Genomic DNA, 25,371 nt, shown 5'->3' with positions numbered 1-25,371 from the left:
GCAACAGGCCTTGAAGGCGCGACTAGGAAGTACGCGCCCCGAATGGAGAAGCTACGCTTTCCTCAGCGCAAAATTATGGTCGACCGGCCCGTTGCCTTTGCCGATATGCATCTGTGCACCGGCAAACAACGCATGCCAGACGAAGAGCTTTGCGTTTTCCACTGCGTCTCGCATCGATTTCCCCTGCGCGAGGCCGGCAGCTATCGCCGCCGATAACGTGCAACCCGTGCCGTGCGAATTCCGCGTCGCGACGCGCGGCCGGCGAAAAACATGATGCTCTTGTCCGTCGAAGAAAACATCCACGGCTTCCGCCCCAGTTCCATGACCGCCTTTGAGAAGCACCGCGGCGCAACCGAATTTCATCAACGCTTCGGCTTGCACGCGCATATCTGCTTCGGTCTCAGCCAGCGGACCATCGAGTAATCGGCTGGCTTCAGGAATGTTCGGCGTAATCAGGCGAGCCCTCGGAAGCAACGCACCGCGTACCGCGTCGATGGCATCGGGCGAGAGAAGAACATCCCCGCTCGTCGCGACCATGACCGGATCGACGATCACGGGCACAGCCGGAACATCCGCGAGAAGGCGCGCGATCGTTTCCACGGTCGCTGCGTCGCCGAGCATTCCTGTTTTGATGGCCGACACGACGAGATCGGAAACAACCGAGCGAAACTGCGCCGCAATGAAGTCGAGTGATATCGGAAAAACGCCCGTCACTCCGAGCGTGTTCTGCGCCGTCAACGCCGTGATGACAGTCGCACCGTAGATTCCGAAAGCGGAAAACGTTTTCAGATCGGCCTGAATACCGGCGCCCCCGGAAGGATCGGACCCAGCGATGGTAAGCGCGATCGGAACAGTCTCGGCGGCCATCATCTTCATTCCAATGGCTTCATTTGATTAGCTGGGTGACGAGCTGGGGTCCCGCGTCAGGGCGTTCCCTTTTTCAAAATCTCCGAACTGAGATCAGAGGGCGTGACCAGGGACTCAATTCTGCCCAGCGCAGGGAAGTTCTCGATCATCCATTGGCTGAACCAGTTCTGTGCACCAAACACGAACAGCAGGCCCGTTACGACCAGCAGCAGCCCCATGACTTTTTCGAGCGTTGCGAAATGGCGCTTGAACCGCTTCATGAACCCGAGGAAGGGCCGTATCGCGATAGCGGCAAGGATGAACGGGATACCGAGACCGAGCGAATAGGCGAGAAGCAGACTGACGCCAGCCGAGAGGTTCGACTCGCTCGCGGCAAGCGTCAGAACCGTCGCAAGCACCGGTCCGATGCACGGCGTCCACCCGAATGCGAACGCGAGCCCCATGACGTAGGCGCTGAGGAAGCTCGATTCCTTTGCGGCGGTCGAATATCGCGCTTCATTGTAGAAAAGATGGATGCGGAAAATTCCGAGGAAGTGCAGACCGAACAGAATGATGACGATACCGGCAAGCGTACCGAGCGACGCGCGATAAGAGAGCAGCACCTGACCGATCGAACTCGCTCCGGCGCCCAGGCTGACGAATATCGTCGTGAACCCCAGGACGAAAAACACCGCGGAAATGACGACGCGCATCCATACGGCGCGGTCTATCTTTTCGTCGCCCGTTAGCTGATCGAGCGTCGTCCCGCCGATATAACCGAGATAGGGCGGCACGAGCGGCAGCACACACGGCGACAGGAAGCTCGCGAGACCCGCCAGAGCTACGCCGAGATAGATATGAGCATCTGCGAGCATTACAGCCTACTTCCTAACGCTTGGCTCTCTCGCGGGCCGATCAGCCGTCAGCGCGCGAGCGCCGCGACGCCTGGCAATTCGCGGCCCTCGAGCCATTCCAGGAAAGCACCACCCGCGGTCGAGACATAGGTGAAATCGTCCGCCACACCGGCCGAATTCAAAGCCGCGACCGTATCTCCGCCGCCGGCGACCGAAACGAGCTTTCCTGCTTTCGTCAATTGAGCGGCAGCGCGGGCCAGCGCAAACGTACCCTCGCCGAAAGGCGCAATTTCGAACGCTCCGAGCGGGCCGTTCCAAAGCAGCGTTTTGGTGTGATCGAGGAGTTCACTGGTGCGCGCAACGGATTTCGGACCGACGTCGAGGATCATCGCATCGCATGGCACGCTATCGATCGGAACGATCTCACTAGCAGCGCCTTCCTTGAATTCGCGCGCAACGACCGCATCGACCGGCAGCACGATTTCGCAGCCCTTCTGCTTCGCGGCAGCCATGATGTCTCGCGCGGTGGCATGAAACTCCGGTTCAGCAAGAGATTTGCCGACGGCCACGCCCAGCGCTTGGAGAAACGTGTTCGCCATGCCGCCGCCGATAATCAGGCTGTCGACCTTCGCAACGAGGTTCGTCAAAACCGGAATTTTCGTCGAAACCTTGGCGCCGCCGACGACCGCAGCTGTCGGCCGTTGGGGCTTTTCGAGTGCGGTTCTGAGGGCGTTGATCTCTTCCATGAGAAGCGGCCCGGCGTATGACGGAAGAAAATGCGTCAATCCTTCGGTCGACGCATGCGCGCGGTGAGCACACGAAAACGCATCACCCACGAAGATGTCGCCAAGCTTCGCAAGCTCTCCCGCGAAGGCCGGATCGTTCTTCTCTTCGCCCTTGTGAAAACGCAGGTTCTCGAGAAGCGCGACATCGCCGTTCTTCAGCTTGCCGACGGCACTCGCGGCTTCCGCACCGATGCTGTCGCCGCCGAATGCAACCGGCCGCCCGAGCAGGCGCTGCATCATCTCGGCGACAGGCTTCAACGATAGCTCGGCTTCAGGACCATTCCTCGGCCGTCCAAAGTGCGAGATCACGATGACCTTCGCGCCACGATTGGCCAGGGCATTGATGCCGGGCAGCAGCCGCTCCAGGCGCGTCGCGTCCGTAACTTTCCCGTCTCTCACCGGAACGTTGAGATCGGCTCGAACGATAACCCGTTTACCTTCGACGTCGATCCCATCCGTCGTCTTCAGCTTGTCGAGGTTCATTCCGCGTCCATTCCGGTATCAAATGCGTGTTTGTCAGCTCGTCATGCGGATTTCGAAATCGCGCCGCGCGCCGCTTCTGCTACGTGCGAAGCGGTGATGCCGAAATGCTCATAGAGCTTGCCGGCGGGCGCCGACGCGCCGAAACCATGCATGCCGATGAAGACGTCGGACGGATTGCGAAGCCATTCGTACCACGACTGTGCGGTGGCCGCCTCGACTGCAATCCGCGGCACGTCGCCAAGGACTTCGCGTTGATAGGCCTCAGACTGAGCGCGGAAGAGTTCGAACGACGGCATCGAGACGACGGCGGCCTTGATGCCATCCTTTGCGAGAGCCGCAGCCGCTTCGACCGCGAGGCCAACCTCGGAGCCGGTGGCGAGCAACGTCACGTCGCGCTTGCCTTCTGGGGCCTTCAAAACATACGCGCCCTTCGCGCTGAGGTTTTCAGCGCCGACAGCACGAAGATTTGGAACCGCTTGCCGCGACAGGGCAAGAACCGACGGCGCCGCTTCGGACGCAATCGCAAGCTCCCAGCACTCTGCCGTTTCGACGCCGTCAGCCGGACGAAACACATTCACGTTCGGGATCGCGCGGAGCGAACTCAGGGTCTCCACGGGCTGATGCGTCGGCCCGTCTTCACCAAGCCCGATGGAGTCGTGCGTCAGCACGTAAAGCACGCGCTGCTGCATCAAAGCCGAGAGACGAATGGAAGGACGGCAGTAATCCGCGAAAACGAGGAACGTCCCGCCGTACGGAATGAACGACCCTGAGAGCGCGAGCCCGTTCATCGCCGCGGCCATGCCGTGCTCGCGAACGCCGTAATGGATGTAATTGCCTGAGAAGTTCTCGGGCGTCACGGAGTTGTGTTGCTTCGTCCGCGTGCCGTTCGATCCCGAGAGATCAGCGGATCCACCGATCAATTCCGGCAGAACCGGCACGAGCCGCTCGATCGTCAACTGCGACCAGACACGCGTCGCGCGTTTTGCGGTATCGCTCGTGAAAGCGGCCTTCGCCTCTGCAATCGCCTTCGCAACGACGGCTTTCGTATCGCGCCCCGCGATCAGTGCGTTCGCTTCCGGGCTCGCAGCGGATACGCGCTTTGCCCACTCGGCGCGGGACTTCTCGTGCGCCCGGCCAACACCGCGCCAGGCGGCGAGGATGTGATCAGGAACCTCGAACGGCCCATACGGCCAGCCGAGCTTCTCGCGCGTATTCTTGATCTCCTCGGCGCCAAGCGGTTCGCCGTGAGCGGACGATTTACCGGCCTTGTTCGGCGAGCCGTATCCGATCTGCGTCTTGCAGGCGATGAGCCACGGCTTCGACGGATCGGCCTTGGCCGCTTTGATCGCCGCCGAGACGGCCGCCGCATCGTGGCCGTCTACCTTCGCCGTGTGCCAGCCCGAAGCTTCGAAGCGCTTCACTTCGCTATCTGAGACCGAGAGGCTCGTGGCGCCGTCGATGGTGATCGAGTTATCGTCCCAGAGCACAATCAGCTTGCCGAGCTTCAGATGCCCAGCGAGCGAAATGGCTTCCTGGCTGATGCCTTCCATCAGGCATCCGTCACCGGCGATGACGTACGTATGATAGTCGATGAGTTCGGAGCCGACGCGCGCCGCGAGCAAACGTTCCGACAGCGCCATACCGACGGCGTTGGCGAGCCCCTGCCCGAGCGGGCCCGTCGTCGTCTCAATTCCGGGTGCGTGGCCATATTCGGGATGACCCGCGGTCTTCGAACCGAATTGACGGAAGTTCTTGATCTCCTCGATCGTCATGCCGGGGTAGCCGGTCAGATAGAGGAGTGAATAGAGAAGCATTGACCCGTGACCGGCCGACAGGACAAATCGATCGCGGTTCGGCCATTCGGGCGCACTCGAATCGAACTTCAGCGCTTCGGTGAACAAAACGGTCGCGACATCGGCCATGCCCATGGGCATCCCGGGATGACCGGAATTGGCCGCCTGAACGGCATCCATCGCCAGGGCGCGGATGGCGTTGGCCATTTCCCCGAGGCTTGCTGCCGGCGCCGTGTCGGCCTTGATCTGGGCTTTACTCATTCGATTGGTGAATCCGTTTTCTTGAGCGCCGCTGGCGCCGCCGTAAGGTCGAGGGGACATTTACCGGGGGATTACGGCCCCGTCTACCGCAGCGAGACCCCTGGTGCACGGCAAAAACCGCCCCCCCGGACCCAATCCCGGAGGGGACCAAGTGTCACGCTTAAGGGTCGATGACGTCGGCCTTGGCCTTGGCGTCACGGGAACCCTTGCCCTCACGCTGGCCCTTCTCGGCGTGGGCGAGCTTTGCCTCTTCGACCTCGTCCTCGCGGAATAGCTTATCGAGCATCGCCTGCGACGTGCGCGCCCGCTCCAGAAGCTTCTCGACGTCTGACGACAGCTTGTAGTCTTCGTTGAGACGTCGCTCGTCATGATCCCGGAAGGTCTTGACGATGCGGCTCGCGACCCGTTCGGAATATCCGAGACCAAGCATCAACGATCGTGTCAGATCCAAAGAGGCCAAAAAGGTCTCGCGCCGGATCGCTGCAACGCCGAGGTCGAGCAACCGGTACGCGTGCATGCGGTCGCGCGCACGCGCGTAGATCGGCACGTGCGGATACTGCTTCTTGACGTATTCCGCCGCACGCATTGAGGCTTCGACGTCGTCGATCGCGAGCACGAACGCTCGCGCCTTGTCCATCTGCGCGGCCTCCAGCACCTCGGGCCGGCTGGCATCACCGAAGAAGGCCTTGTTGCCGAAGCGTCTGACGAAGTCCACCTGCTCCACGCTGATGTCCAGCGCCGTGAAAGGAATACCTTTCGCGCGCAGCACGCGGGCCGTGATCTGTCCGAACCGTCCAAACCCGGCGATCACGACGTGTCCGTCGTTTTCCGGCAACGTATCGAAGGGGCGCGTCGGCGCCTTCGCCTTCGCCGAAAGCCTGCGGTCGAGCAGCAGCAGCACCGGCGTCATCGCCATCGACAACGTGACGACAACCGCGAGAATTTGCGATGGGTTACCGCCGAGAACGCCGGCCGCTTGCCCGACCGACAGCAACACGAACGCAAACTCGCCGCCTTGCGACAGGGCAAACGCCAACCGGCGCGCAGGTCCGGCCTCAAGTCCCTGCCAACGCCCCAACAGGAACAGAACGATCGCCTTGACGACGATTAGCGTCAGCGTCAGCGATATGATCAGCACCGGCTCGGCGACCAGAAGTCCAAGGTTCAGCGACATGCCGATTGCCGTGAAGAAGATCCCGAGCAGCAGGCCTTCGAAGGGACCGATGTCGGCCTCGAGCTCATGGCGATAACTGCTCTCGGCAAGCAGAGCACCCGCAATAAAAGCGCCGAGCGACGCCGATAGGCCGACGGCTTCCATGATCAGCGTGACGCCGACGACCGTCAGAAGCGCGGCCGCCGTCATGGCCTCCTTCACGCGCGACAACGCGACGAGACGCAAAAAGCCGTCAAGCACGTAACGCCCGACGACGACGACCAGAACGATTGTGCCGAGCCCCTTGGCGAACGCAAAGTAATCGATGACCGGCACCGCCTTGGCAGCCGTCACCGCGAAATAGGGCGCAAGCGCAATCAGCGGAATGGCGGCAAGATCCTGGAACAAAAGCACCGAGAAACCGAGCCGGCCGTGGCGGGTCGAAAGTTCGTTGTTCTCTTCGAGCACCTGAAGAGCAAAGGCCGTCGACGAAAGCGCTAGAGCCGCGCCCGCAAACAGCGAAGGCTGCCACTGGCTTCCGAAAAACAGCATGCCAACGAACGCGAGAGCGACCGAGGTGATTGCCACCTGCAATGTGCCGATGCCGAAGATGGCCTGGCGCATTGCCCAAAGTCGCTTGGGGCGCAGCTCCAATCCGATCAAAAACAGCAGGAGAACAACGCCGAATTCCGCAAAGTGCAAAACTTGCTGCGCGTCATGCTCTGAGAAGAGCCGCCCGACGCCGTATGGCCCGAGGAGAACACCCGCGACCAGATAGCCAAGAACAGCGGCGATACCGAAAAATCGCGCGAGCGGCGCGGCTAGCGCCAAGGCGGCCAGAAGGATCGCCAGTTCGTTAAGTGTCACTCTATCCCCGCTTCTCTGGATGAGAGATTGCGTTCTGCGCGAAATCTACACCGCGCTGCGCAATACACCACCCCGTCGCCTCGTATAACAACCCGCAACCGGATCGCACCCGAAGCCGTTAACATCCGATCCACCTCGAAACGGTGGCACCGGGGTGGCAACCGGTGCGACACATTGCGATCAAATTGACTTCACGGCGCCGGCGATTGCAGCAAGAGCCCGCCTCGGCGCTGCTCGAAGCTCAAGGCAATGGGTGAGCGTCGACGACGAGGCCGCCGGCTTCCTGCCAGCCGTCGCTGCCGTCGCGATACCAATCGACGTTGGTATATCCGTAGCTCAATGCGCGCTTTGCGGCGTTCCAGCTCATCCAGCAATTCTTCAGGCAGAAAAAGACGAGCGGTTTCGTCTTATCGCCCTTCGACAGCATCTCGAGGTTTCGTTGAAAATAGCGAGCCGCATCTACCGACAGAACGCCGTAGCCGACGTTCGGAAGCCATACGGCGTCTTCGATTGTCATGTGCGACGTGTCCCGCCAGATCGTACCGGCAGGCAGGCCCTCCGGTTTCGGCGCATGCGGATAGACGTCGATGAAAACGGCAGTCTTCGCAGTCCAGATTTTCATTGCCTCGCTGTCGGACAGCACCGTCGCGCCTTTGAGCGTCAGTGGAACGGGCTTGCGATAATTGTCCGTCCGGTAGGACTGAGGCTCAGGCGGCGCCTCGCCGATGGGTGCAGGACCGGAAACATCCTCTTCCGCCGACACGGCGAGGGTGCCTGCAACCGGCATCCAAAGCGCTGCAGTAACGATCAACGCGACGATCATCAGCGCGCGAGGCATCAGCATCTTTGACGGGAAACTTTCAAATTGCCCGGAGTAAGGGAGTAAGAAGTGGAACGATCGGGAAGCGGCGAATAAATCCGCCGCTTCCGAGTTGGCGTCTCGCGTCTTTTAAGGCGTAGTCGGCGCCGGAGCCGGCTCAGCCGAAGCCGACGTTCGGGGCTTTGTGATCATCTCTGTCGACGTATCGTCATCGACCAACAGCGGCACGCCGTAATCGAGCAGCACCTTGTCGATATCGCCCTGCCGTTTGCGAATGACGTCGTTGAGCTGTCGCTTCCAGGCATCGTCGCCGTTACGCACACCCATCGTAATGCGGAATGCGATTCTGGCTGCACCGGAGTCTTTGACAAGAGGAATGACAACGAGCGGCTCGCCGTCCCGCGACGCCCAGTAAGCAGCGATCGGCCCCCACAAAATTCCAGCGTCGACTTCGCCTTTGCGAATGTCGTTGATCATGTCTTCAGCGGGGTTTGCGTAGCGGCGATCGACCATCAACGGGTAGCCGTGCACGTTGGACATCAGCCCGTACTTTGCAGCGAGCGTTGCCCCTGCCGAGGCCTGCTGGGCGCCGATTCTCTTGCCCTGGAGGCGAGGATCGGCGAGCGAGTCGACGCCGTCGAGTCCGGTGCCTTTCTTGTAGATGAGCGCCGACGTCGAACGGTAGATCGCGTTCGTGTTCAGCACCATGTCATCGCCCTGCCCCCATCCGATGACGAGATCGCATCGTTTGGCGCCAAGTGTCATGCGAACGAAGCCCGTTGCCTTGGGAAACCAAGTATAGACGACCGGAAGCTTCAGCTCCTCGCCGATGATGTTGGCGATCTTGTTTTCAAAGCCCTCCCCCTTGTCGTTCGAGAACGGGAGATCGGCCGGATCGGCGCAAACGCGAAGCTGTTGCCTGTTGACCAGATCTGCCTTCGGCACGTCGGCGGCGTTTGAACGAACGGGAAAAGCAAATATCGAAACGGTAATTCCCAGAGCCAATGCAGGCGCTGAAAAGAATGAAACGCTGAGCGCTTGTTTCCTCACGTTGATAACCTTTTTGTTATAGCGGCGTGAACGTCGCGGCTCCCGATATGGAGGGGGGGCACGTCGCAATCGCGACCCGCCCCCCTGAATCTTCTCAATGACCTAATTTACTGTCAGCCCGGAGCGACGCCGACGCGCTCCAGACTAACAATTATATGATGAGGACTGGATGAAATTCCAGATCCTCAGCCCGTGCATTCTTCCGCAGCCTTTTTGGCTTCGGGCGAGATATCTTCACGGCCATTCGGACGGCCGGCAGGCATACCCGTGTGGCTGTCGATCGAGTTCTGCGAACGTGCCTTGATGTACGTGTAGATATCGTCGATGTAGCACATGATGTTCTTGTCTTCGCCGAACGCCGGCATGACATATTCCGTACCGGCGCGGTTGACGACGCGGCCGCTCGAGACCGTCCCGATGAACGTATTGTAATCCATCGTCTTCAGGCTGTCGGCAAGCGATGGAGCGAAGGTGCTGCCGAGAGCATTCGGGCCATGGCAAACGTGGCAGGCATCGTGATACCGGCGGAAGCCGTTCCAAGTGCCCCAGTCGACCGTGTAGTCCTTCGTGACAACCGGCACGGGATCGCCGTCCTTGTTGCGATAACGGCCATCTTCGAACTTGATGCCTTCGCTCTTGGCGAGTTCGCTGACCGGATTCGGAAAGACGGCATCACCATCAGGCTTACGCGATCCAGGGGGGGCTTCCTCCGCGGGAGCGGCAGCGTCGGCGGCCGGAGCAGCAGCGGGTTCAGCTTGCGCGACCTGCTCCGGCTGAGCCGGGGCCGGCGCGGCAGGTGCTTCTGCCTTCTTCTCGGGCTCGGCGGCGGGCGTCGCGGCAGCCTCAGGCTTGGCTTCTGGCGCCGGAGCAGCTTCCGTTGTCTGAGCCGGTGCGGGTGTCGAAGCGGCAGCCTTTTCTTCGGGCTTGTTCTGCTCCTGGCAAGCAGCAGCTCCGGCAGCGGCACAAGCCACCAGCGCGAATGCCAATCTCTTACTGAACTTGTTCACGATGTTCCTCTTCATCCTGTCGTTTGAATCGCGTGGGTCACCACCGCACTGACCGTTCCTAAATCCGTCTTAATGAGATCGTGGATGGTGAGCCGCCGTTCGCCGAACGCTTCCTGCTTCTTGCGCCGCGTTCCAGGGCGAAAGAATATCGCCACTTGTCGCGCCGTTCTTTTGAAAAGCCAGGGTTGGCTGATGTGTGGCCGCACGGCAAAGAGCCGGCGCAGGTTTCCCTGCACCGGCTCCCCTATTTCTAAGGCGAGCGCCCTATGGGAGAGCGAACACGGTGAGCGAGCCACCAAGGTTCGTGTACTCAGAGAGGCCAGCGTAGCCACCGACTGCACCGAGACCATCGGTCGGGTTCGTCAAGCCAGCAGCAAGACCGATACCGGCCCAACCACCAACGCCCGAGAACACTGCAACGTACTGCTTACCGCCGTGGCTGTAAGTCATAGCGTTGCCGATGATGCCCGACGGCGTCTTGAACTTGAAGAGCTCCTTGCCATCCTTCTGATCGACGGCTTTGAAGTAGCCCTCGAGCGTGCCGTAGAAGGCAACGCCGCCAGCGGTGGTCAGAGCGCCCGACCATACCGAGAACTGCTCAGGCTTCGACCATACGATCTTGCCCTTTGTGCCGTCCCAAGCAATGAAGTTACCCATACGCTTCGGTTCATCCGGACCCGGGAACATGGAGAGCGTGGCGCCAACGTAAGGCTGACCAGCCGTGTACGAAACCTTGAAGGGTTCGTAGTCCATGCAAACGTGGTTGGTCGGAACGTAGAACAAGCCGGTCAGCTTCGAGTACGAAGCAGGCTGCTGGTCCTTAGAGCCGAGAGCTGCAGGGCAAACGCCCTTCGTGTTGAAGTCTGCGCCGTTCTTGAACGTCGAGTACTTCGCAACGCGGATCGGACGGCCGTAGTCCTTGGAGGACTTGTCCATGTCGATGCCGGTTGCCCAGTTCGTGGCGAGGTCATACTTCTCAGCGACGAGAAGCTCACCCGTTGCACGATCCCAGGTATAGCCGAAGCCGTTACGGTCGAAGTGAGTTGCCGTTTTACGCTTCGTGCCATCGAAATCGAGTTCAGCAAGGATCGGCTCGTTGATGCCGTCATAGTCCCACTCGTCGAACGGCGTCATCTGGTATGCCCACTTGGCCACACCGGTGTCGACGTCACGAGCGAACATGGTCATCGACCACTTCTGGTCGATCGGCTTGCCATCCGGTCCCGCACGCTGTGCAGGGTTCCAGGTAGATGGGTTGCCCGTCCCGTAGTAGATCAGGTTGAGTTCAGGATCGAAGGCCATGTAGCCCCAGGTCGAACCGCCACCGATCTTCCACTGATCGCCGTTCCAGGTCTTGAGCGAGGAGTCCTTGCCGACCGGCTTGCCGAGCGACGTGGTCTTCTCGGGATCAACGAGGATGTCAGAATCCGGGCCCATCGAGTAGGCGCGCCAGACCTTCTTACCACTGTTGATGTCGTAGGCAGTCACGTGGCAACGAACGCCGAACTCAGCGCCCGAGATACCGATGATGACCTTGTCCTTCGTGACGAGCGGAGCACCTGTGCCCGTTTCGCCCTTCTTGGGATCGCCGTCGATCACCTTCCACAGTTCCTTACCGGTCTTCGCGTCGAGAGCGACGAGAGCGGTGTCGGCCTGATGGAGGAAGATCTTGCCTTCGGCATACTGCACGCCACGGTTAACCGTGTCACAGCACATCACGGGGATGACCGAGGGGTCCTGCTTCGGCGTATACTTCCAGATGATCTTCTGCTCGTCGGCGAGGTTCAAAGCGAACACAATGTTCGGGAACGCCGAGTGAAGGTACATCGTGTCACCGATAACGAGCGGGCCGCCTTCGTGACCACGAAGAACGCCCGTCGAGAACGTCCACGCCACTTTCAGCTGACCAACGTTTTCAGTGTTGATCTGGTCCAGGGTCGAATACCGCGTACCGGCATAATCGCCGGACTGCTGGGCCCAGTTATTCGGATCGCTCGACAACTTGGACACGTCATCGTTCGCCCAGACGGGCGCCGAGAACGCGGCTGTTGCGAGCAAACCGTATGCGAATGCACTTTTGCGCATCGCGCTTCCTCCATTTTGAGAAAAGTCTTGCCACGCTTGCAAGTCGAACTCGAGGACTGCCGATATCTCCCGGCTCCGATCTCAGGAATTGCGGGATTTTCTCCCGTCTTTGCCCCGTCGGAGAAGGAGTGCTTCACGAAACCGTGTAGGAACCGGTAGTCCTCGTGAACGAGGCGCATGTAGACACTTTTTTTTTCAGGCCGCAACACGAAGTGCGACGATCATTCCGCTGCGGCAAATTAGGACAACACCTCTGACCCAAATTATCCCTTTATTCACGGGAAGAAATTGCAATGCACAAAAAATGCTGCGGTGCACGTCAAGTTGTTATTGACGCGTAAAAATTGGGCGTAGCGATTACGAATTTGCGCACTTTCGAGAAAAGTCGCTGGCCGAACGTGGTTTAAGACCATCGATGTTGCACGATTTCAGAGGTCAGGCCTGAATGTCCAAAATTTCGCCTTTGAATGCAAAACCTTCCCGGAAAGAGTTCCTGCGCGGTGTGACCTTGGCGGCGCTCCTGCCGCTACTACCGCGCGTTTCCCAGGCTGAAGCCGAGCAAATCGGCGTCATTGAGATCGCCCCCGGAGTTTTCGTTCACGTCGGCAAATATGAATTGGTTAACAAGGAGAACCGCGGAAATATTTCAAATGCCATCTGCATTGTCGGTACTTCGGCCGTCGCCGTGATCGACACGAGCGGCTCCTACGCGGCCGGTAAGGATCTTCATGAGGCTATCTCGAAGATCACTAAGACGCCCATTCGCTACGTCATCAACACCCACATGCATCCCGATCATGTTCTGGGGAACGCCGCCTTCAAATCGGCAGGGTGCGAGTTCGTCGGCCACCACAAGCTTCCCGCAGCTCTCTATGCCCGCAAGGACAGCTATCTGACGAACACACGTCAGCGCATCGGCGATGAAGCTTTTGCCGGCACCGAAATCATTCCGCCGAGCTTGCTCGTGACCGACACGCTCGAACTCGATCTCGGCGGCCGGACACTGACGCTCAAAGCGCGACCAACGGCGCACACCGACAACGACCTGACGATCTTTGATTCAGCAACCGGCACATTTTTTCTCGGCGATCTTCTTTTCTCAAATCATGTTCCGACGCTCGACGGGTCACTCGTCGGGTGGATCAATCTCATTCCAGCACTGATGCAGGAAAAAGCCGATCGCGCCGTTCCCGGCCACGGACCAGACACGATGCCCTGGCCCGATGCGATCAAGCCCGTAGAACGCTATCTCAAAGTTCTGGCGAGCGACGTTCGCAAGATGATCAAGGACGGCAACACGATCGAGCAAGCCGTCGCGACGGCCGGGCAGTCGGAACGGGGCAATTGGGCATTATTCGACGAGCATCACCCGCGCAACGTCACCGCCGCCTTCACAGAACTCGAATGGGAATGAAATCTCTTCCGCGCTCGGCGGCCGGCTCGCGGAACGCGAGTCGCCGGGCGCAAACGTGAAAAGCGCGCCGGGCGGCCGGCTCCCCGGAGGGGAGTCGCCCGGCGCAAATATTAAAAGCAGCGCAACTCGCCTTCGACTTGCGCGCGCCGCAGATTCTTCACCTTTTCCTGGAATTCCGGCGCGTGCGTCCAGGCGACGTTTTCTCCGCCCTTCAGACCGACGGACAACAACGTCTCCGCCTCCTCATATTCGGCGTACGGCAAAATGGCCGCGATTTCATCGATCGAGCACGAGCACTTGTCGAGGTTGGTGCGATTCTGGCCGTTGACCGCCATGCACGCATAAACATAATCGGCGCGCGCCGTTGTTGGGTAATCGTTGGGCGGTAATTCCTGCGCCGCGACGGGCGAACCCACGGCAGAAATCATAACAGCCGCCACGAAAAGCCCGCTGAATACGAGGTTCGAGAAGCCCTTCATCATTTTACCTCTCCTACACCTTCAAGCGTCGTCGTCTCTTCCAGCGTCGGCGAGTTCTTGTCCGTATTGTTGTACTCGGCCGTCATCTTCGCGAAGTAACCGGGGATCTTGTCCGACAGCGCTATCGTAAACGTCGCGCCCTCGAAACCTCTCATCTTTGCGCGCGCGGGGTCGTTTGCGAACGGCGTCGCGGTTACGCGAAAACCTTCGACCGTCTGGCCCTTATAGACGATCGTTGCCGGAGCAATCGTTGCGCCGTCGCCGAGATACCGACTGAACATGCCCTTGAGATATGCACTGTCCCCACCTGCCAGCTCGCGGAAATGCGCAACTGCATTGTCGAGATAGATGATGAGCATCGGATTGCCGTCCATGTCGGTGATCCGTTGCGGCTCGCGGGCTCTATCCCCCGAGTACATCTTGACCAGAACATTCTTTTTGCCGGGCGCGCCGTCGCTTTCCACCTTCACGACAATGTCATCGGCGTAGCCCTCGCCGAGGGCCTTGGGATTGGAAGGCTTGCGCTCGAACTTGTATACAAGGTCGGTACCCGGAGCGACCGCAGCAATGTGCGGCCGGTCGAACAGGATTTCGGCCGGCTTCGGCGCCTCGGCCGCAACGCTTACTGCACTCAGGCAAGTGACCGCGAACGCCGCAAGACCGGCTTTGCGGAAGGGAAAATTGAACATGGGGGGCGATCCTCCAGATCGTCTATGCGAAACTTTTTTCCCGGCTGTGTAGCGGGACAACGGCAGCTTGACCAGAAGCGTTGCGAATTTCAGTCAATGACGCGGGCCACGGACCGAATGCAAGGCATTCCGAAGGATGCCGGAAGATCGGAAAGTCTCAACTTACAAGGCAGTAACCCGAGCGTTTATCGCCCAACGCGGCCCAGGCCGTCAGCACCGAGCTTTCAATCCCAAGCCATTATCGTATGAATTTGCCGAACGCCCGAGGCCCGGCGCCGACCGCGGCCTTGCCCGTTATGGCGAGACTTTGGGAATCGATGCGCAGAAGAACGTCGTCACCCCAGCAGGCCACATAGACGTTCGCTCCGTCCGCGTCCGGCTCGATGCCTTCGGGATGATCACAAGCCTCGATCCGCTTGATGGGTTGCAGCGTCGACTGGTCGAACACGGTGACGGTCCCGCCGTACTGATCCGTGACGAACCCCCTCCCCTGGGCCAAGGCGACCGCGTAAGGACGCCGCCCCGCTACCACACGGCCGATCACCTTTCTGGTGGCGATCTCGATCACGGTGACGTCGTCACTCTTGACGTTGGCGGTGAACGCCCTCTGGCCCGCAGCGTCGATCGTGATGCCGAAGGGACGGCTACCGACATCGACCGACGCTAGCCGCGTCCGCGTCCCGATATCGACAATTGAAACGGCGTCGCTATCGCGATCGGCGGATAGGAGCAAACGCCCATCCGGCGTCACAGCGAGCCCCGACGGAGATTGCCCGACGGCAATTTCGCCTGAGACAGAGAGTGTCCCGGCATCGACGACGATCACCTTATGCGCGTACCAATCAGCCACATAGACTTCGGGCCGGGTCGGATGCGCCGCGATCCCGAGGGGCGCGCCGCCGAGAACGAGACGCCGCTTGATCGCGCGCGAAACGGCGTCGATCTCGATCAGCTCTTTTCCGTCCGGTGCGGTGACGTAAGCCGTCGCCTTGTCGGGGGAAAGAGCAATGCCGGCGGGTTTGCCGCCGGCATGAATGCGCCCAGTCTCTTTCATCGTCGTGAGATCGACGAACGAGACGCTATCGGAAGGTTGCCCCGTTACGATCGCCTCGTGCGCAGCGACCGCCCCGCACAGCCCGGCCAGCGCGAACACGATGAGTGCTGGCAGGAAAAGACCGAGCTTTCGTCGAACCCGCGAGGCCTTCAATCGTCCCTCAGCTTCCGCCTTCAATCTTCTTCTTCAACGCCGCGAGGGTCGAGGTGTAGAGATCGGTGATGGCCTTGAGCGCAACTTCGTCGGAAAGCTCCGGCGGCGGGTCGTTAAGCATATAGCCGCGGTAGAACGCACCCTTCCATTCGACCGTCGTCTTGTCGCCGTTCGCAGTCACCGTAATGCGCGAGGAGTAATCGTTGATCGGCAGGACCTTCACGTCGACCTTGGTGATTTCGTACCCGTAGGATTTGTCCTCGGCGTCATACTTATCGAGCTGTTCCTCGACCGTGCCACCGCTCTGGAGCGTCAGCGTGCGGGTCGCGCCGACGTCGTTGCCCCCCTTGCCCTCGGTCTTGGCGACGGCGGGGATCCAGCTCGCATCCTGGAAATTGCCGATCACGGCCCAGACCTTATCGGCAGGCGCATTGATCTCGACGGACTCAACCACTTTCTGGCGCGACGGCCCGTGCGCCCATGCGGCGCCGGTCAGAGCCAGCGGCACGAGGCCGAAGATCGTGGCGGCGATCAGCAACCGTTTGAGCATACATTTCCTCCGGAAATTATTGGTGCGTTGGGCAGGTCCTTGGCCCGGGATCGAGCGGCGGGACAATAGGCAGGTTCATCGTCAACGGAAAGACGGCAAAATGTGTCGCATTCAATCTGTACGTTCGGCACGCTTGACCGCCCCGGTAACGTTGTCTTACCTGCGGCCGCGTGCTTTGGTCGAATCCCGCCGGTTGCGAGACCAGGGACCATGAGGAGCAGGATTTGGAATCCGAAAAGTCGAGTCACGGCGCAAACCACTATCAGAACGTCGCCTGTCCTTTTTGCGGCATTCTTTGCGACGATCTTGAGATCGGCCCTTCGAGTGAAGGGCTTAAAGTCTTAAAAAACGGCTGCGTGAAATCAGTAGCGGGCTTCGAACGAAAGCTCGCGGAACCGTCTCCGCAAGTCGACGGAAAAGATGTGTCGCTGGACGAGGCCATAGCAGCCGCGGCCCGTCTCATCCGTGAAAGCCGCCTGCCGATCTTTGGTGGCCTCGCGACCGACGTCGAAGGCGTCCGCGCGATCATGGCCCTCGCAGAGAAGGGCGGCGGCGTCGTCGACCATGCGCTGAGCGACGCCCAGTACCGCAATTTCAAGGTACTGCAGACCTCCGGCTGGGTGATGACGACGCTCACCGAGGCGCGCAACCGCGCCGATCTCTTCATTATCGCCGGCAGCGACGTCCACAAACTTCATCCGCGTTTCTTCGAACGCATCGTGTGCAACGAAGCCTCGATGTTCTCCGATAATCCCCCGAAGCGAACGGTCGTGTTTCTCGGCGAAGGCCTCGATCAGTCTGCCGTTAAGGGCAAGCGCATCGGCGAAGTCCTGACGCTTCCGGTGAAACCCGATCGCATCGGCGAAATTTTCGATGCCATGCGTGCGCAGAACAAAGGCGCGACGATCACCGGCGACAACATCGGCGGCCTGCCGCGCGCAACCGTCGAAGATCTTCTCGAGCGTTGCAAGGCCGCGAGCTACGGCGTCGTCGTATGGGCACCGCCGAGCCTCAGCTTCGCGAACGCCGACTTGACGGTCCAGGCGGTCTCCGAGTTCGTCAAAGACATCAACCTGACATCGCGCTTCGCGGGTCTCGCCCTCGGCGGCAACGAAGGCGCCGTTTCGGCGGGCGCCGTTTGCGGCTGGCAGTCCGGTTTTCCGCTGCGCGTCTCGTTCGCGAGCGGCAAGCCCGACTACGATTCAGAGCGCTATGCGATGAGCCGCATGCTCTACGCCAAGGAAAGCGACCTGCTCCTGTGGCTCGCTTCGCTCACACCTGACCTTTCTCCGCCGGATACGGATATTCCGATGATCCTTCTCGGCACGCCGTCGATCAAGCCCGCGCGGACTCCGAAGGTCTACATTCCCGTCGGCACACCCGGCGTCGATCATGCGGGCATCATGGTGCGCGTCGACAACGTCGTATCGCTGCCATTGCGCAAGCTCCGGCAGTCGACACTGCCTCGCGCCGCCGACGTACTCGAAAAAATTGAAGCTGCCCTCTAGGCCCAATACGAGACCGAGAATGCTCATCAAGCTCACTGGCGGCAAAGTCTACGACCCGGCGAACGGGGTCGACGGCGAAGTTCGCGACATCTTCATTGAGAACGGCCGCATCGTCTCTCCTGAGCCGACCGCCAAGGTCGATCAGGAATACCCCTTGCACGGCCGGGTCATAATGGCGGGCGGCATCGATCCCCATTCCCATATCGGCGGCGGCAAGATGACGATCGCCCGCATGATGCTCCCCGAGGATCACATCGGCAACGAAGTGGCGCGCACGGAATTGACGCGCGCCGGCGTCGGCCACGCCGTGCCGTCGACGATGACGACCGGCTATCGCTACGCCGAGATGGGATACACGGCCGCTTTCGAGCCTGCCATGTTGCCCGCGAACGCCCGGCAAGCGCACATGGAAATGGGCGATACGTCGATCATCGACAAGGGCGCCTTCGTCATGCTGGGATCGGACGACTTCTTCCTGCGCCAGCTCGCCGGCAAAGCCGATTTCGCAGCGATCAAGGACTACATCGCCTGGACGATGCACGCCGCGCAGGCGATCGCCGTCAAGGTCGTGAATCCGGGCGGCATCAGCGCTTTCAAGTTCAATCAGCGCAAGCTCGATCTCGATGAGAAGCACGTCCATTACGGCGTCACCCCGCGCGACATCATCGTGACGCTGGCCCGCGGTCTGCACGAGCTGGGCGTCGTGCATCCCCTGCACATTCACGGCTGCAACCTCGGCATACCGGGCGGCTACGAGACGACGCTTGATACGATCAAGGGCGCGGAAGGCCTGCCGATCCATCTCACGCACATTCAGTTCCACAGCTACGGCACCGAAGGCGACCTGAAGTTTTCATCCGCCGCCGCCCCGATCGCCGAAGCCGTCAACGCCAACAAGAACGTGTCGTGCGACGTCGGCCAGGTCATGTTCGGCCAGACGTGCACGGCCTCCGGCGACTCGATGCGCCAGTTCGTCAACACCCGTTCCGCCGATCCGAAGAAATGGGTCGTGATGGATATCGAGTGCGACGCGGGCTGCGGTGTCGTTCCCTTCAAGTATCGCGACAAGAGCTTCGTCAACGCGCTGCAGTGGGCCATCGGCCTCGAACTGTTCCTGCTCGTCAACGATCCGTGGCGCCTGTTCCTGACGACGGACCATCCGAACGGCGGACCGTTCACTTGGTACCCGCATCTCATCCGGCTGCTGATGGACAAGGAGTTCCGCCGCGACCGGATGCAGACGATCAATCAGGACGCGCTGAAGTATTCGACGCTCGCCTCGCTCGACCGCGAATATTCGCTCTACGAAATCGCAATCATGACGCGCGCCGGCCCGGCTCGCAGCCTCGGCCTTCACGATCGCGGTCATCTGGGCGTCGGCGCTTGGGCGGACATCACCGTCTACGACGACAATCCCGATCGCGAGGCGATGTTCACGACGCCGGAACTTCTGTTCAAGAACGGCGAACTGATCGTGCGCAACGGCAAGATCGTCAAGGTCGTCAACGGCGGAACGCACGTCATGCGCCCGTCCTACGATCCGGGCATCGAGAAGTCTTTGAAGAGCTACTTCGAAGATTATCATACGGTGCGCATGGAGAACTTCCGCTTATCCGATGATGAAATCGTCAACGGCGGCCGCGGCTCGCTGATCATCCAACCGACCAGGGCACGCGCAGCATGAGCAAGACGGTCAACGGCGTCGCCATCGACGATACCTTCGCCGAAGCTTTTGGCATGAGCGGAACCGGCATCATCATCACCGCCGATACGCTGAAATGGGCACGCATCGCAGCAACCGTCGCGACAGGCTTCGGCACGTCGGTGATCGGCTGCGGCGCTGAATGCGGCATCGACAAGGAATTGTCGCCCGACGAAACGCCCGACGGCCGCCCCGGCGTCCGCATCCTTATCTTCGGATTTTCGCCCGACTCGCTCGTTCCGCAAATCCGCAACCGCATCGGCCAGTGCGTTCTGACGAGCCCCGGCTCCGCCTGCTTCGCCGGCCTGAAGTCCGATAAGTCCATCGGTCTCGGCAAGGGACCGCGGCTGTTCGGCGACGGGTTTCAAACGGCAAAAAAACTCGGCGGCACTCGCTACTGGCGCGTTCCCGTCATGGACGGCGAGTTCGTGATTGAAGAGGACACCGGCCTGACGACCGACGCCGTCGGCGGCGGCAACATGCTGATCCTCGGCACCGACCGCGCCGGACTTCTCGAAACCGCGGAAGCCGCGGTCGACGCGATCGCCAAGGTCGATGACGTCATCACGCCCTTCCCCGGCGGCATCGTACGCTCGGGCTCGAAGGTCGGCGCGAAATACGCAGGCATGTTTGCATCGACGAACGACGCCTTCTGTCCGACGCTTCGCGGCACGGTCAAGAAGACCGAGCTGGCGCCCGACACGCTCGCGGTCCTCGAAATCGTCATTGACGGCCTGACGTCCAAAGCCGTCGCCGACGCCATGCGTGTCGGCCTGAAGGCCGTCACCGACATCGGGGCGAAACGCGGCGTCACGCGCATCACTGCCGGCAACTACGGCGGCAAGCTCGGCCAGCATCACTATCATCTGAAGGATCTGATCTGATGAGCGGCCTCACGCTGCGCCTCAAGGCGCCCGCGAACGAGCGGATGACGCTCAAGGACATCACGCCCTCGAAGCTCGCCGTTCTGTCGTCGCATGAAATCGCACGCCTGAACGTTGGTATCGAAAAAGGCGGCGTTGCCCTCGCCGACGCATTCGATATTTCAGGAACCCCTGGCGACGTCCTCACCATCGAAGGCGCAACGCCGACCCTCGATTTCGTCGCTTTCGGTCTCGACAGCGGCACCATCCGCGTGATCGGCGACGTCGGTCACTATGCCGGCCGCAAGATGACCGGCGGCAAACTCGAAGTGCATGGCAGCGCAGGCTCGCATCTGGCGTCCGGCGCGACCGGCGGCATGATCCATGTCCTGGGCAACGCCGGCGATAATCTTGGCGGCATCGTTTCCGGAGACCGCTTCGGCCTGATGGGCGGCATCACCGTCGTTGAAGGAAATATCGGCGCCCGCGCCGGAGAAAAGATGCGCAGAGGTACCGTTGTCGTCCGTGGCAAGACGGGTGTAGGTACGGGCACGAGAATGATCGGCGGCACCATCTGGGCTGAGGGTGGGCTCGGTCCGGAGCCTGGCCTGATGATGCGGCGTGGCACGCTGATCGCTCCTTCGGTCGACAGCCTGCTTCCGACATTCGTCGATACCGGCAAACACGATCTCGTGATCGTGCGGGTAATATCGCGCTACCTGAAAGCTGCCCTCGGTCAGCTTGCACCGAAGCCTATGCCATTGTTCGTACAGAAGATTGGCGGCGACACGGCGACGATCGGGCGGGGCGAAATCCTGTTGCCCGCCGCCTGACGCGGCGTTTTGCAAACTATTTTGCAAGGAAGTGCGTCTGAAACAAATCCCCGGCACCTAGCGTCAGCGTACTGTCAAGTATCGCTGACATGCAATCCGGGAATTCGCCATGCTTGCAATCGTTCTATCCGCCTGCCTTACGAACGATCCGAATGTTTGCCGGGACTACAAGATCCCGATCGATGCCAACATCGACGCGATGACGTGCATGGCCGAGGCCCCGCCGCACTTCGCGAAATGGGCCGAGGAACATCCCGGCTGGCAGGTCACCCGGTGGCGCTGCGCCCCCGCAACCGAAAACGACATCTGAACTTCGAACGGCTAACGAGCTATCGGGCCAGATTTGTCATCGAGTTTGTCATCGTATAGCTGGGTGAAGCGAGACCGCTCACCTCGATGACGAATTTTTGCCGGATGGCTCGTTCGAAATCGCTATAGCCCTGGGCAGGCAGCACGAAACTGCCTGGCCCGCCCATGACGTGCTCGCGATACCACTGCTCGAGCGGAGGCGGCCCGCCCGGAACGGCTTTCGGCAACAGCGCTGAATCTTCCGGCGTGTCGAGCAGGATCGGCAAACCGTTGATCGTGACACCGTTGGCCACGAGCTCGTCGCGCACGGTTTCAATCGGCTCATCGGCGTTGCAGTTGTCGGGACCGTCTCCCGACACGTCGATGATGATGCGGGCAGCCTTCGCCGGAACTTGCGGAACGATCTTGTCGTTCGCCGACCGCAGCATGCGGGTCATGCAGGTGAACTCGCCGCCTTGCCGCTGCAGCGAACGAACCCGCTTTGCCGCCGCCAACGCATCGGCCTTGTTAGCGATCCTGATCCAGGGAATGACGAAGGACGGCGTGTCCGCCCACGTGACCATCGAGAACAGGATACCGCCCGCTGATCCCCCAGTAATCGCCTCGATCACACCGGGGTCTTCGAGCGCCTTGGCGATCCCTTCCATCTGCAGCCGGTAACGGGCGTCGTCGACGGAATTCGAGACATCGACGGAAACGACCAGGGCTGTATCGACGGGCGGTCCCTCCTGCGCTCGCACGGTGAGACAGCCAAGCAGGAAGGCACCGGCGGCCATGAATGCGGCAATCGCCGCACGCCGCTGTTTAAGGATGCTCAAAATGGAGAGAACTCCTGGTCGACGGGCACGGCACCAGATGCCGAACCTATAGGCAATACGTAGCAAACGGATTTTTTCCCGCCAAGCCAGCGATTACCGCGAACCGGCACGAGCGTGCACACGGCTAAGCCTCGATGTCATCGGCCCGCTGTCGCGGGTCAGTCGCGGAAGGAGTTGCATCCGCCAGCCCCCAAATCAATCCGGCCATAAGGAAGAAGTGCCGCCAGTGATCGCTATCGATGACGAACCCTTCGAAGGCCAACCCCGCGAATGACGCGAAGGCGATCACAGCCGGTCCCTGAAGACGCGTCCTTTGCAGCGCCGTGCGAAACCCCAGATAGAGCGTCGCCGCCACCGTCATGATGTAGATCAGGCCGCCAAGCCACCCGGCATTCAGAAACTGGGTGAGATAAACGTTATGCGGTTCCTCGTGGTGATAAGTATCGCGGAACGTATGCGTCCCGATCCCGAAGGGATGCTCGACGATCAGCGCACGCGCCTTTTGCTGCCCTCCGAAACGCCCGTTCGGACCCTCGTCGTAACTCTGATCGAGGTTGGCGCGCTGACTGAGCAGGTCGCGAACCTGGTCGATTTGTGTTGCAACCGCAAGCGCGCTCATCAAACCGACGAAGCCGATGATGGTGACTTTCCCGAAGCGATTGAAATCCGAGCTGCGCCGCGACCGAAAGAGAACGATGCCGATCAAGATGAAAACGGAAAGTATCGTCGACACCCAGGCGCCGCGGGAAAAGCTGATGAGCAAGCCGATGACGAGCGGCAATGCAACGGCGGCCGCCATGAGCGCGTGCGTCGGCCGTCCCCGCAACATTACCCAAACGACGCTGACGATCGCAGGCGCTACCGCCGCGCCATAGACGTTCGGATCTTTGAAGGTGCCACGCGCGCGGTCGTAGTTTGTGAAGAGGTCGTATGTTGAAGGAATGAGGCGAAAGTACCCGGCGAACGCCGCTGCTGTGGCGATGAGACAGGCCGCGACGTAGCAGACGAGCACGAGCTTCGCCCGCGGCTCTGGGTCCTTCGCGATATAGCCCGCGATCACGAACGCGCCCGTTGCGAGAAACAGCGTGACGAGCTGATGCACGAAAGCGGTCTGGAAGGTCGTGGAAAGCATCGTCCCGGCAAAGCCCAGCGCGAAGAGCGCGATCCACGCAGAATAATTGACGAATGCCGCGTTGCCGAATTTCAGCACATGCAGAACCGGCAGAAGGCCGATGACCATCACCATCAAGCCGTCGGCGACCGCAGGCTCCGAGAAAACGATCGTGCTGAGCATCGTCGCAATCGCAACGAGCACGCCCGCGAGCGTGCTCGCCCGAATGCTGAGCGAAATCGGAGCCGCAGGAGCAAGGAGCGGCGCTGTTTCGGCTGCTTCGGCGCTAGTAGGCATTCTTCCCCGTCAGCAGCGAGACCGGCGTCATCGCGATGATGTAGAGATCGAACAGAACCGACCAGTTGTCGATGTAATAGAGATCGTGCTCGACACGGCGGACAAGCTTCTCGTGGGTATCCGTCTCGCCGCGCCAGCCGTTGATTTGCGCCCAGCCCGTGACGCCCGGTTTCATCCGATGGCGAGCGAAATAGCCCTGCACGACGTTTTCATAGAGATCGCGCTCGGCCTTGGCGCCCGTCGCGTGCGGCCGAGGCCCAACGAGCGACATCTCCCCTTTCACCACATTGATGAGCTGTGGGAGTTCGTCGAGGCTCGTGCGCCGAATGAAGCGGCCAACCGGCGTCACGCGCGGATCGCCCCGCGTTACTTGTTTGCTGGCTGTCGCATCCTCCATCTCGACGTACATCGAGCGGAACTTCAACACTTCGATCAGCTCACTGTTGAAGCCATAGCGTTTCTGGCGAAAGAATATCGGACCCTTACTATCGAGCCGCACGGCAAGCGCAACGAGCGCCATGACCGGCGAAACGAGCAGCAGCAGTAGTGCTGCGAGCACACGATCCTCGACGTTCTTGAGAACCCTGTCCCAGTCGCTCAGCGGCTTATCCATCACCGCCAGCATCGGCACCCGCCCAATGAAACTGTAGGCGCGGGAATTGAGACGGAGCTTCGAGTTCAACGCGGAAATCCGCACGTCCACTTGCAGCGTGAAAAGCTTGTACAGGATCTGCATCAGCCGTTCTTCGGCGCGCGTCGGAACGGTGACGATGAGCAAGTCGACGCCAGCGTCGCGGCAGAAATCGGTGAGCGTCTCGAAAGTCCCGAGCCGCGCGATGCCGCCATAGCTCCCCGCAGCGCGCGCGTCCTGCCGGTCGTCGAATACGCCGAGGATGCGCATGTGATTTGTCGGATCCGCGGAAAGCTCGCGGATGAGATCCTCCGCATCCTGCCCGCCGCCGACGATGACCGTCCGCCGGACCAGACTTCCGGTGCGCGTCAGCCTGTCTATCGTCCACGCGGCGAGCGAGCGAACGAAGCAAAGAAATACGGCCGACAATTCCATCCACGCCGCAATCTCGCGTGGCGCGACCTCATCGTGATCGAACAGAAACGCAACGCCCGAGATTCCAAGCGCGACGGCGCCGAGCGACGTCAGCACCTTCAGGGCTTGGGACGTGAACCCGCGAAGCGACGGAATGGAATAGGACCATTGACGGCGCAGCACGTAGACCGCCAGCATCGCAACCAATGTCGTCGCAGCAAAGCTCCGCCACGATGGCTCGAAGGGATTTCCGAGCAGGGCATTCGCGAGCGGCCACGCGACAACGATCGACACGAGATCGGCGATCGTCACCGCCAGAAGGAGTTTAGGCCGCGAGGCGCTGCCGAGCCTGTCGAAAAAGAGTGACTTGGCCCAAGCGGCCGCGCGCTCCCATCGGGGATCGGCGTTTTCGAGGATGATATGGGAGGAGGAATCCGACTTCTGGGGCATCTGCGGAAGGGCACCTTGGAATGGAATTTAATTCCATAGAGGCGCTCAGATGAGGCGACGGTAAACGTCGTCCAGTCGGGCCCGAGATTGAT

At 60.7% G+C, this 25,371-nt stretch carries 22 protein-coding genes; 6 read left to right on the top strand and 16 right to left on the bottom strand.

Going from position 1 to position 25,371, the window contains the following annotated elements; genetic code table 11:
- Positions 1 to 51: 51 nt before the first annotated feature.
- The 9 genes from thiD to AACL53_RS07880 form a co-directional block, all read right to left on the bottom strand.
- Complete coding sequence (thiD, locus tag AACL53_RS07920; RefSeq protein WP_339086912.1) at positions 52 to 867, bottom strand: bifunctional hydroxymethylpyrimidine kinase/phosphomethylpyrimidine kinase; 816 nt, start codon at positions 865 to 867, stop codon at positions 52 to 54.
- A gap of 56 nt (positions 868 to 923) precedes the next feature.
- Positions 924 to 1,721 carry a cytochrome c biogenesis CcdA family protein gene (locus AACL53_RS07915; protein WP_339083948.1) on the bottom strand — a complete coding sequence of 266 codons (798 nt, stop codon included), beginning with the start codon at positions 1,719 to 1,721 and terminating at the stop codon, positions 924 to 926.
- A 47-nt stretch (positions 1,722 to 1,768) separates the two neighbouring features.
- Positions 1,769 to 2,968, bottom strand: a complete 1,200-nt coding sequence (locus AACL53_RS07910; RefSeq protein ID WP_339083947.1) for a phosphoglycerate kinase — start codon at positions 2,966 to 2,968, stop codon at positions 1,769 to 1,771.
- Between the two features lie 41 nt (positions 2,969 to 3,009).
- On the bottom strand, positions 3,010 to 5,022 hold the full coding sequence (gene tkt / locus AACL53_RS07905) for a transketolase (RefSeq protein WP_339083946.1): 2,013 nt from the start codon (positions 5,020 to 5,022) through the stop codon (positions 3,010 to 3,012).
- Between the two features lie 160 nt (positions 5,023 to 5,182).
- Positions 5,183 to 7,042: a monovalent cation:proton antiporter-2 (CPA2) family protein gene (locus AACL53_RS07900; RefSeq protein WP_339083945.1), complete on the bottom strand. Its 1,860-nt coding sequence runs from the start codon at positions 7,040 to 7,042 to the stop codon at positions 5,183 to 5,185.
- 241 nt (positions 7,043 to 7,283) lie between these two features.
- On the bottom strand, positions 7,284 to 7,880 hold the full coding sequence (locus tag AACL53_RS07895) for a PQQ-dependent catabolism-associated CXXCW motif protein (RefSeq protein ID WP_339083944.1): 597 nt from the start codon (positions 7,878 to 7,880) through the stop codon (positions 7,284 to 7,286).
- 111 nt (positions 7,881 to 7,991) lie between these two features.
- Positions 7,992 to 8,912 (bottom strand): substrate-binding domain-containing protein, encoded by a 921-nt coding sequence (locus AACL53_RS07890; protein WP_339083943.1) that lies wholly within the window; start codon positions 8,910 to 8,912, stop codon positions 7,992 to 7,994.
- Positions 8,913 to 9,097: 185 nt separating this feature from the next.
- A complete protein-coding gene (locus tag AACL53_RS07885; protein ID WP_339083942.1) occupies positions 9,098 to 9,919 on the bottom strand; it encodes a c-type cytochrome, methanol metabolism-related in 822 nt (273 codons plus the stop codon).
- 264 nt (positions 9,920 to 10,183) lie between these two features.
- On the bottom strand, positions 10,184 to 12,004 hold the full coding sequence (locus AACL53_RS07880; RefSeq protein ID WP_339083941.1) for a methanol/ethanol family PQQ-dependent dehydrogenase: 1,821 nt from the start codon (positions 12,002 to 12,004) through the stop codon (positions 10,184 to 10,186).
- A gap of 445 nt (positions 12,005 to 12,449) precedes the next feature.
- On the opposite strand from AACL53_RS07880, the gene AACL53_RS07875 reads away from it, so the two are divergent.
- On the top strand, positions 12,450 to 13,418 hold the full coding sequence (locus AACL53_RS07875) for a quinoprotein relay system zinc metallohydrolase 2 (RefSeq protein ID WP_339083940.1): 969 nt from the start codon (positions 12,450 to 12,452) through the stop codon (positions 13,416 to 13,418).
- Positions 13,419 to 13,528: 110 nt separating this feature from the next.
- Here AACL53_RS07875 and AACL53_RS07870 read toward each other — a convergent pair whose 3' ends face one another.
- The 4 genes from AACL53_RS07870 to AACL53_RS07855 all read right to left on the bottom strand — a co-directional run bounded on the left by AACL53_RS07870 (position 13,529) and on the right by AACL53_RS07855 (position 16,343).
- Positions 13,529 to 13,900: a hypothetical protein gene (locus AACL53_RS07870; protein WP_339083939.1), complete on the bottom strand. Its 372-nt coding sequence runs from the start codon at positions 13,898 to 13,900 to the stop codon at positions 13,529 to 13,531.
- Positions 13,897 to 14,586: a hypothetical protein gene (locus AACL53_RS07865; protein ID WP_339083938.1), complete on the bottom strand. Its 690-nt coding sequence runs from the start codon at positions 14,584 to 14,586 to the stop codon at positions 13,897 to 13,899. Before AACL53_RS07865 ends, AACL53_RS07870 begins: the two co-directional genes overlap by 4 nt.
- 238 nt (positions 14,587 to 14,824) lie before the next feature.
- Positions 14,825 to 15,754 (bottom strand): beta-propeller fold lactonase family protein, encoded by a 930-nt coding sequence (locus AACL53_RS07860; RefSeq protein WP_339086911.1) that lies wholly within the window; start codon positions 15,752 to 15,754, stop codon positions 14,825 to 14,827.
- Positions 15,755 to 15,800: 46 nt separating this feature from the next.
- Positions 15,801 to 16,343 (bottom strand): SRPBCC family protein, encoded by a 543-nt coding sequence (locus AACL53_RS07855; RefSeq protein WP_339083936.1) that lies wholly within the window; start codon positions 16,341 to 16,343, stop codon positions 15,801 to 15,803.
- Between the two features lie 356 nt (positions 16,344 to 16,699).
- Between AACL53_RS07855 and AACL53_RS07850 the strand changes: the two genes are divergently transcribed.
- The 5 genes from AACL53_RS07850 to AACL53_RS07830 all read left to right on the top strand — a co-directional run bounded on the left by AACL53_RS07850 (position 16,700) and on the right by AACL53_RS07830 (position 21,559).
- The gene (locus tag AACL53_RS07850) at positions 16,700 to 17,851 is read left to right on the top strand and encodes a formylmethanofuran dehydrogenase (protein ID WP_339083934.1); all 1,152 of its coding nucleotides are present in this window, start codon (positions 16,700 to 16,702) and stop codon (positions 17,849 to 17,851) included.
- Positions 17,852 to 17,870: 19 nt separating this feature from the next.
- Positions 17,871 to 19,535, top strand: a complete 1,665-nt coding sequence (locus AACL53_RS07845) for a formylmethanofuran dehydrogenase subunit A (protein WP_339083933.1) — start codon at positions 17,871 to 17,873, stop codon at positions 19,533 to 19,535.
- The gene (fhcD, locus tag AACL53_RS07840; protein WP_339083932.1) at positions 19,532 to 20,437 is read left to right on the top strand and encodes a formylmethanofuran--tetrahydromethanopterin N-formyltransferase; all 906 of its coding nucleotides are present in this window, start codon (positions 19,532 to 19,534) and stop codon (positions 20,435 to 20,437) included. Before AACL53_RS07845 ends, fhcD begins: the two co-directional genes overlap by 4 nt.
- The gene (locus AACL53_RS07835; RefSeq protein WP_339083931.1) at positions 20,437 to 21,249 is read left to right on the top strand and encodes a formylmethanofuran dehydrogenase subunit C; all 813 of its coding nucleotides are present in this window, start codon (positions 20,437 to 20,439) and stop codon (positions 21,247 to 21,249) included. The genes fhcD and AACL53_RS07835 overlap by 1 nt, the downstream gene beginning before the upstream one ends.
- Before the next feature lie 109 nt (positions 21,250 to 21,358).
- Complete coding sequence (locus tag AACL53_RS07830; protein WP_339083930.1) at positions 21,359 to 21,559, top strand: hypothetical protein; 201 nt, start codon at positions 21,359 to 21,361, stop codon at positions 21,557 to 21,559.
- Positions 21,560 to 21,578: 19 nt separating this feature from the next.
- On the opposite strand, the gene AACL53_RS07825 is transcribed toward AACL53_RS07830, so the two are convergent.
- The 3 genes from AACL53_RS07825 to AACL53_RS07815 all read right to left on the bottom strand — a co-directional run bounded on the left by AACL53_RS07825 (position 21,579) and on the right by AACL53_RS07815 (position 25,279).
- Positions 21,579 to 22,376 carry a DUF1194 domain-containing protein gene (locus AACL53_RS07825; RefSeq protein WP_339083929.1) on the bottom strand — a complete coding sequence of 266 codons (798 nt, stop codon included), beginning with the start codon at positions 22,374 to 22,376 and terminating at the stop codon, positions 21,579 to 21,581.
- 124 nt (positions 22,377 to 22,500) lie between these two features.
- Complete coding sequence (locus AACL53_RS07820; RefSeq protein WP_339083928.1) at positions 22,501 to 23,784, bottom strand: O-antigen ligase; 1,284 nt, start codon at positions 23,782 to 23,784, stop codon at positions 22,501 to 22,503.
- Positions 23,774 to 25,279, bottom strand: a complete 1,506-nt coding sequence (locus AACL53_RS07815) for an undecaprenyl-phosphate glucose phosphotransferase (protein WP_339083927.1) — start codon at positions 25,277 to 25,279, stop codon at positions 23,774 to 23,776. The genes AACL53_RS07820 and AACL53_RS07815 overlap by 11 nt, the downstream gene beginning before the upstream one ends.
- Positions 25,280 to 25,371: the final 92 nt, after the last annotated feature.

Source organism: Hyphomicrobium sp. ghe19 (genome assembly GCF_902712875.1).
GTDB lineage: Bacteria > Pseudomonadota > Alphaproteobacteria > Rhizobiales > Hyphomicrobiaceae > Hyphomicrobium_B.
The sequence above is the reverse complement of the archived record's forward strand: the minus strand, read 5'-3'. Positions and strand labels throughout refer to the sequence as shown.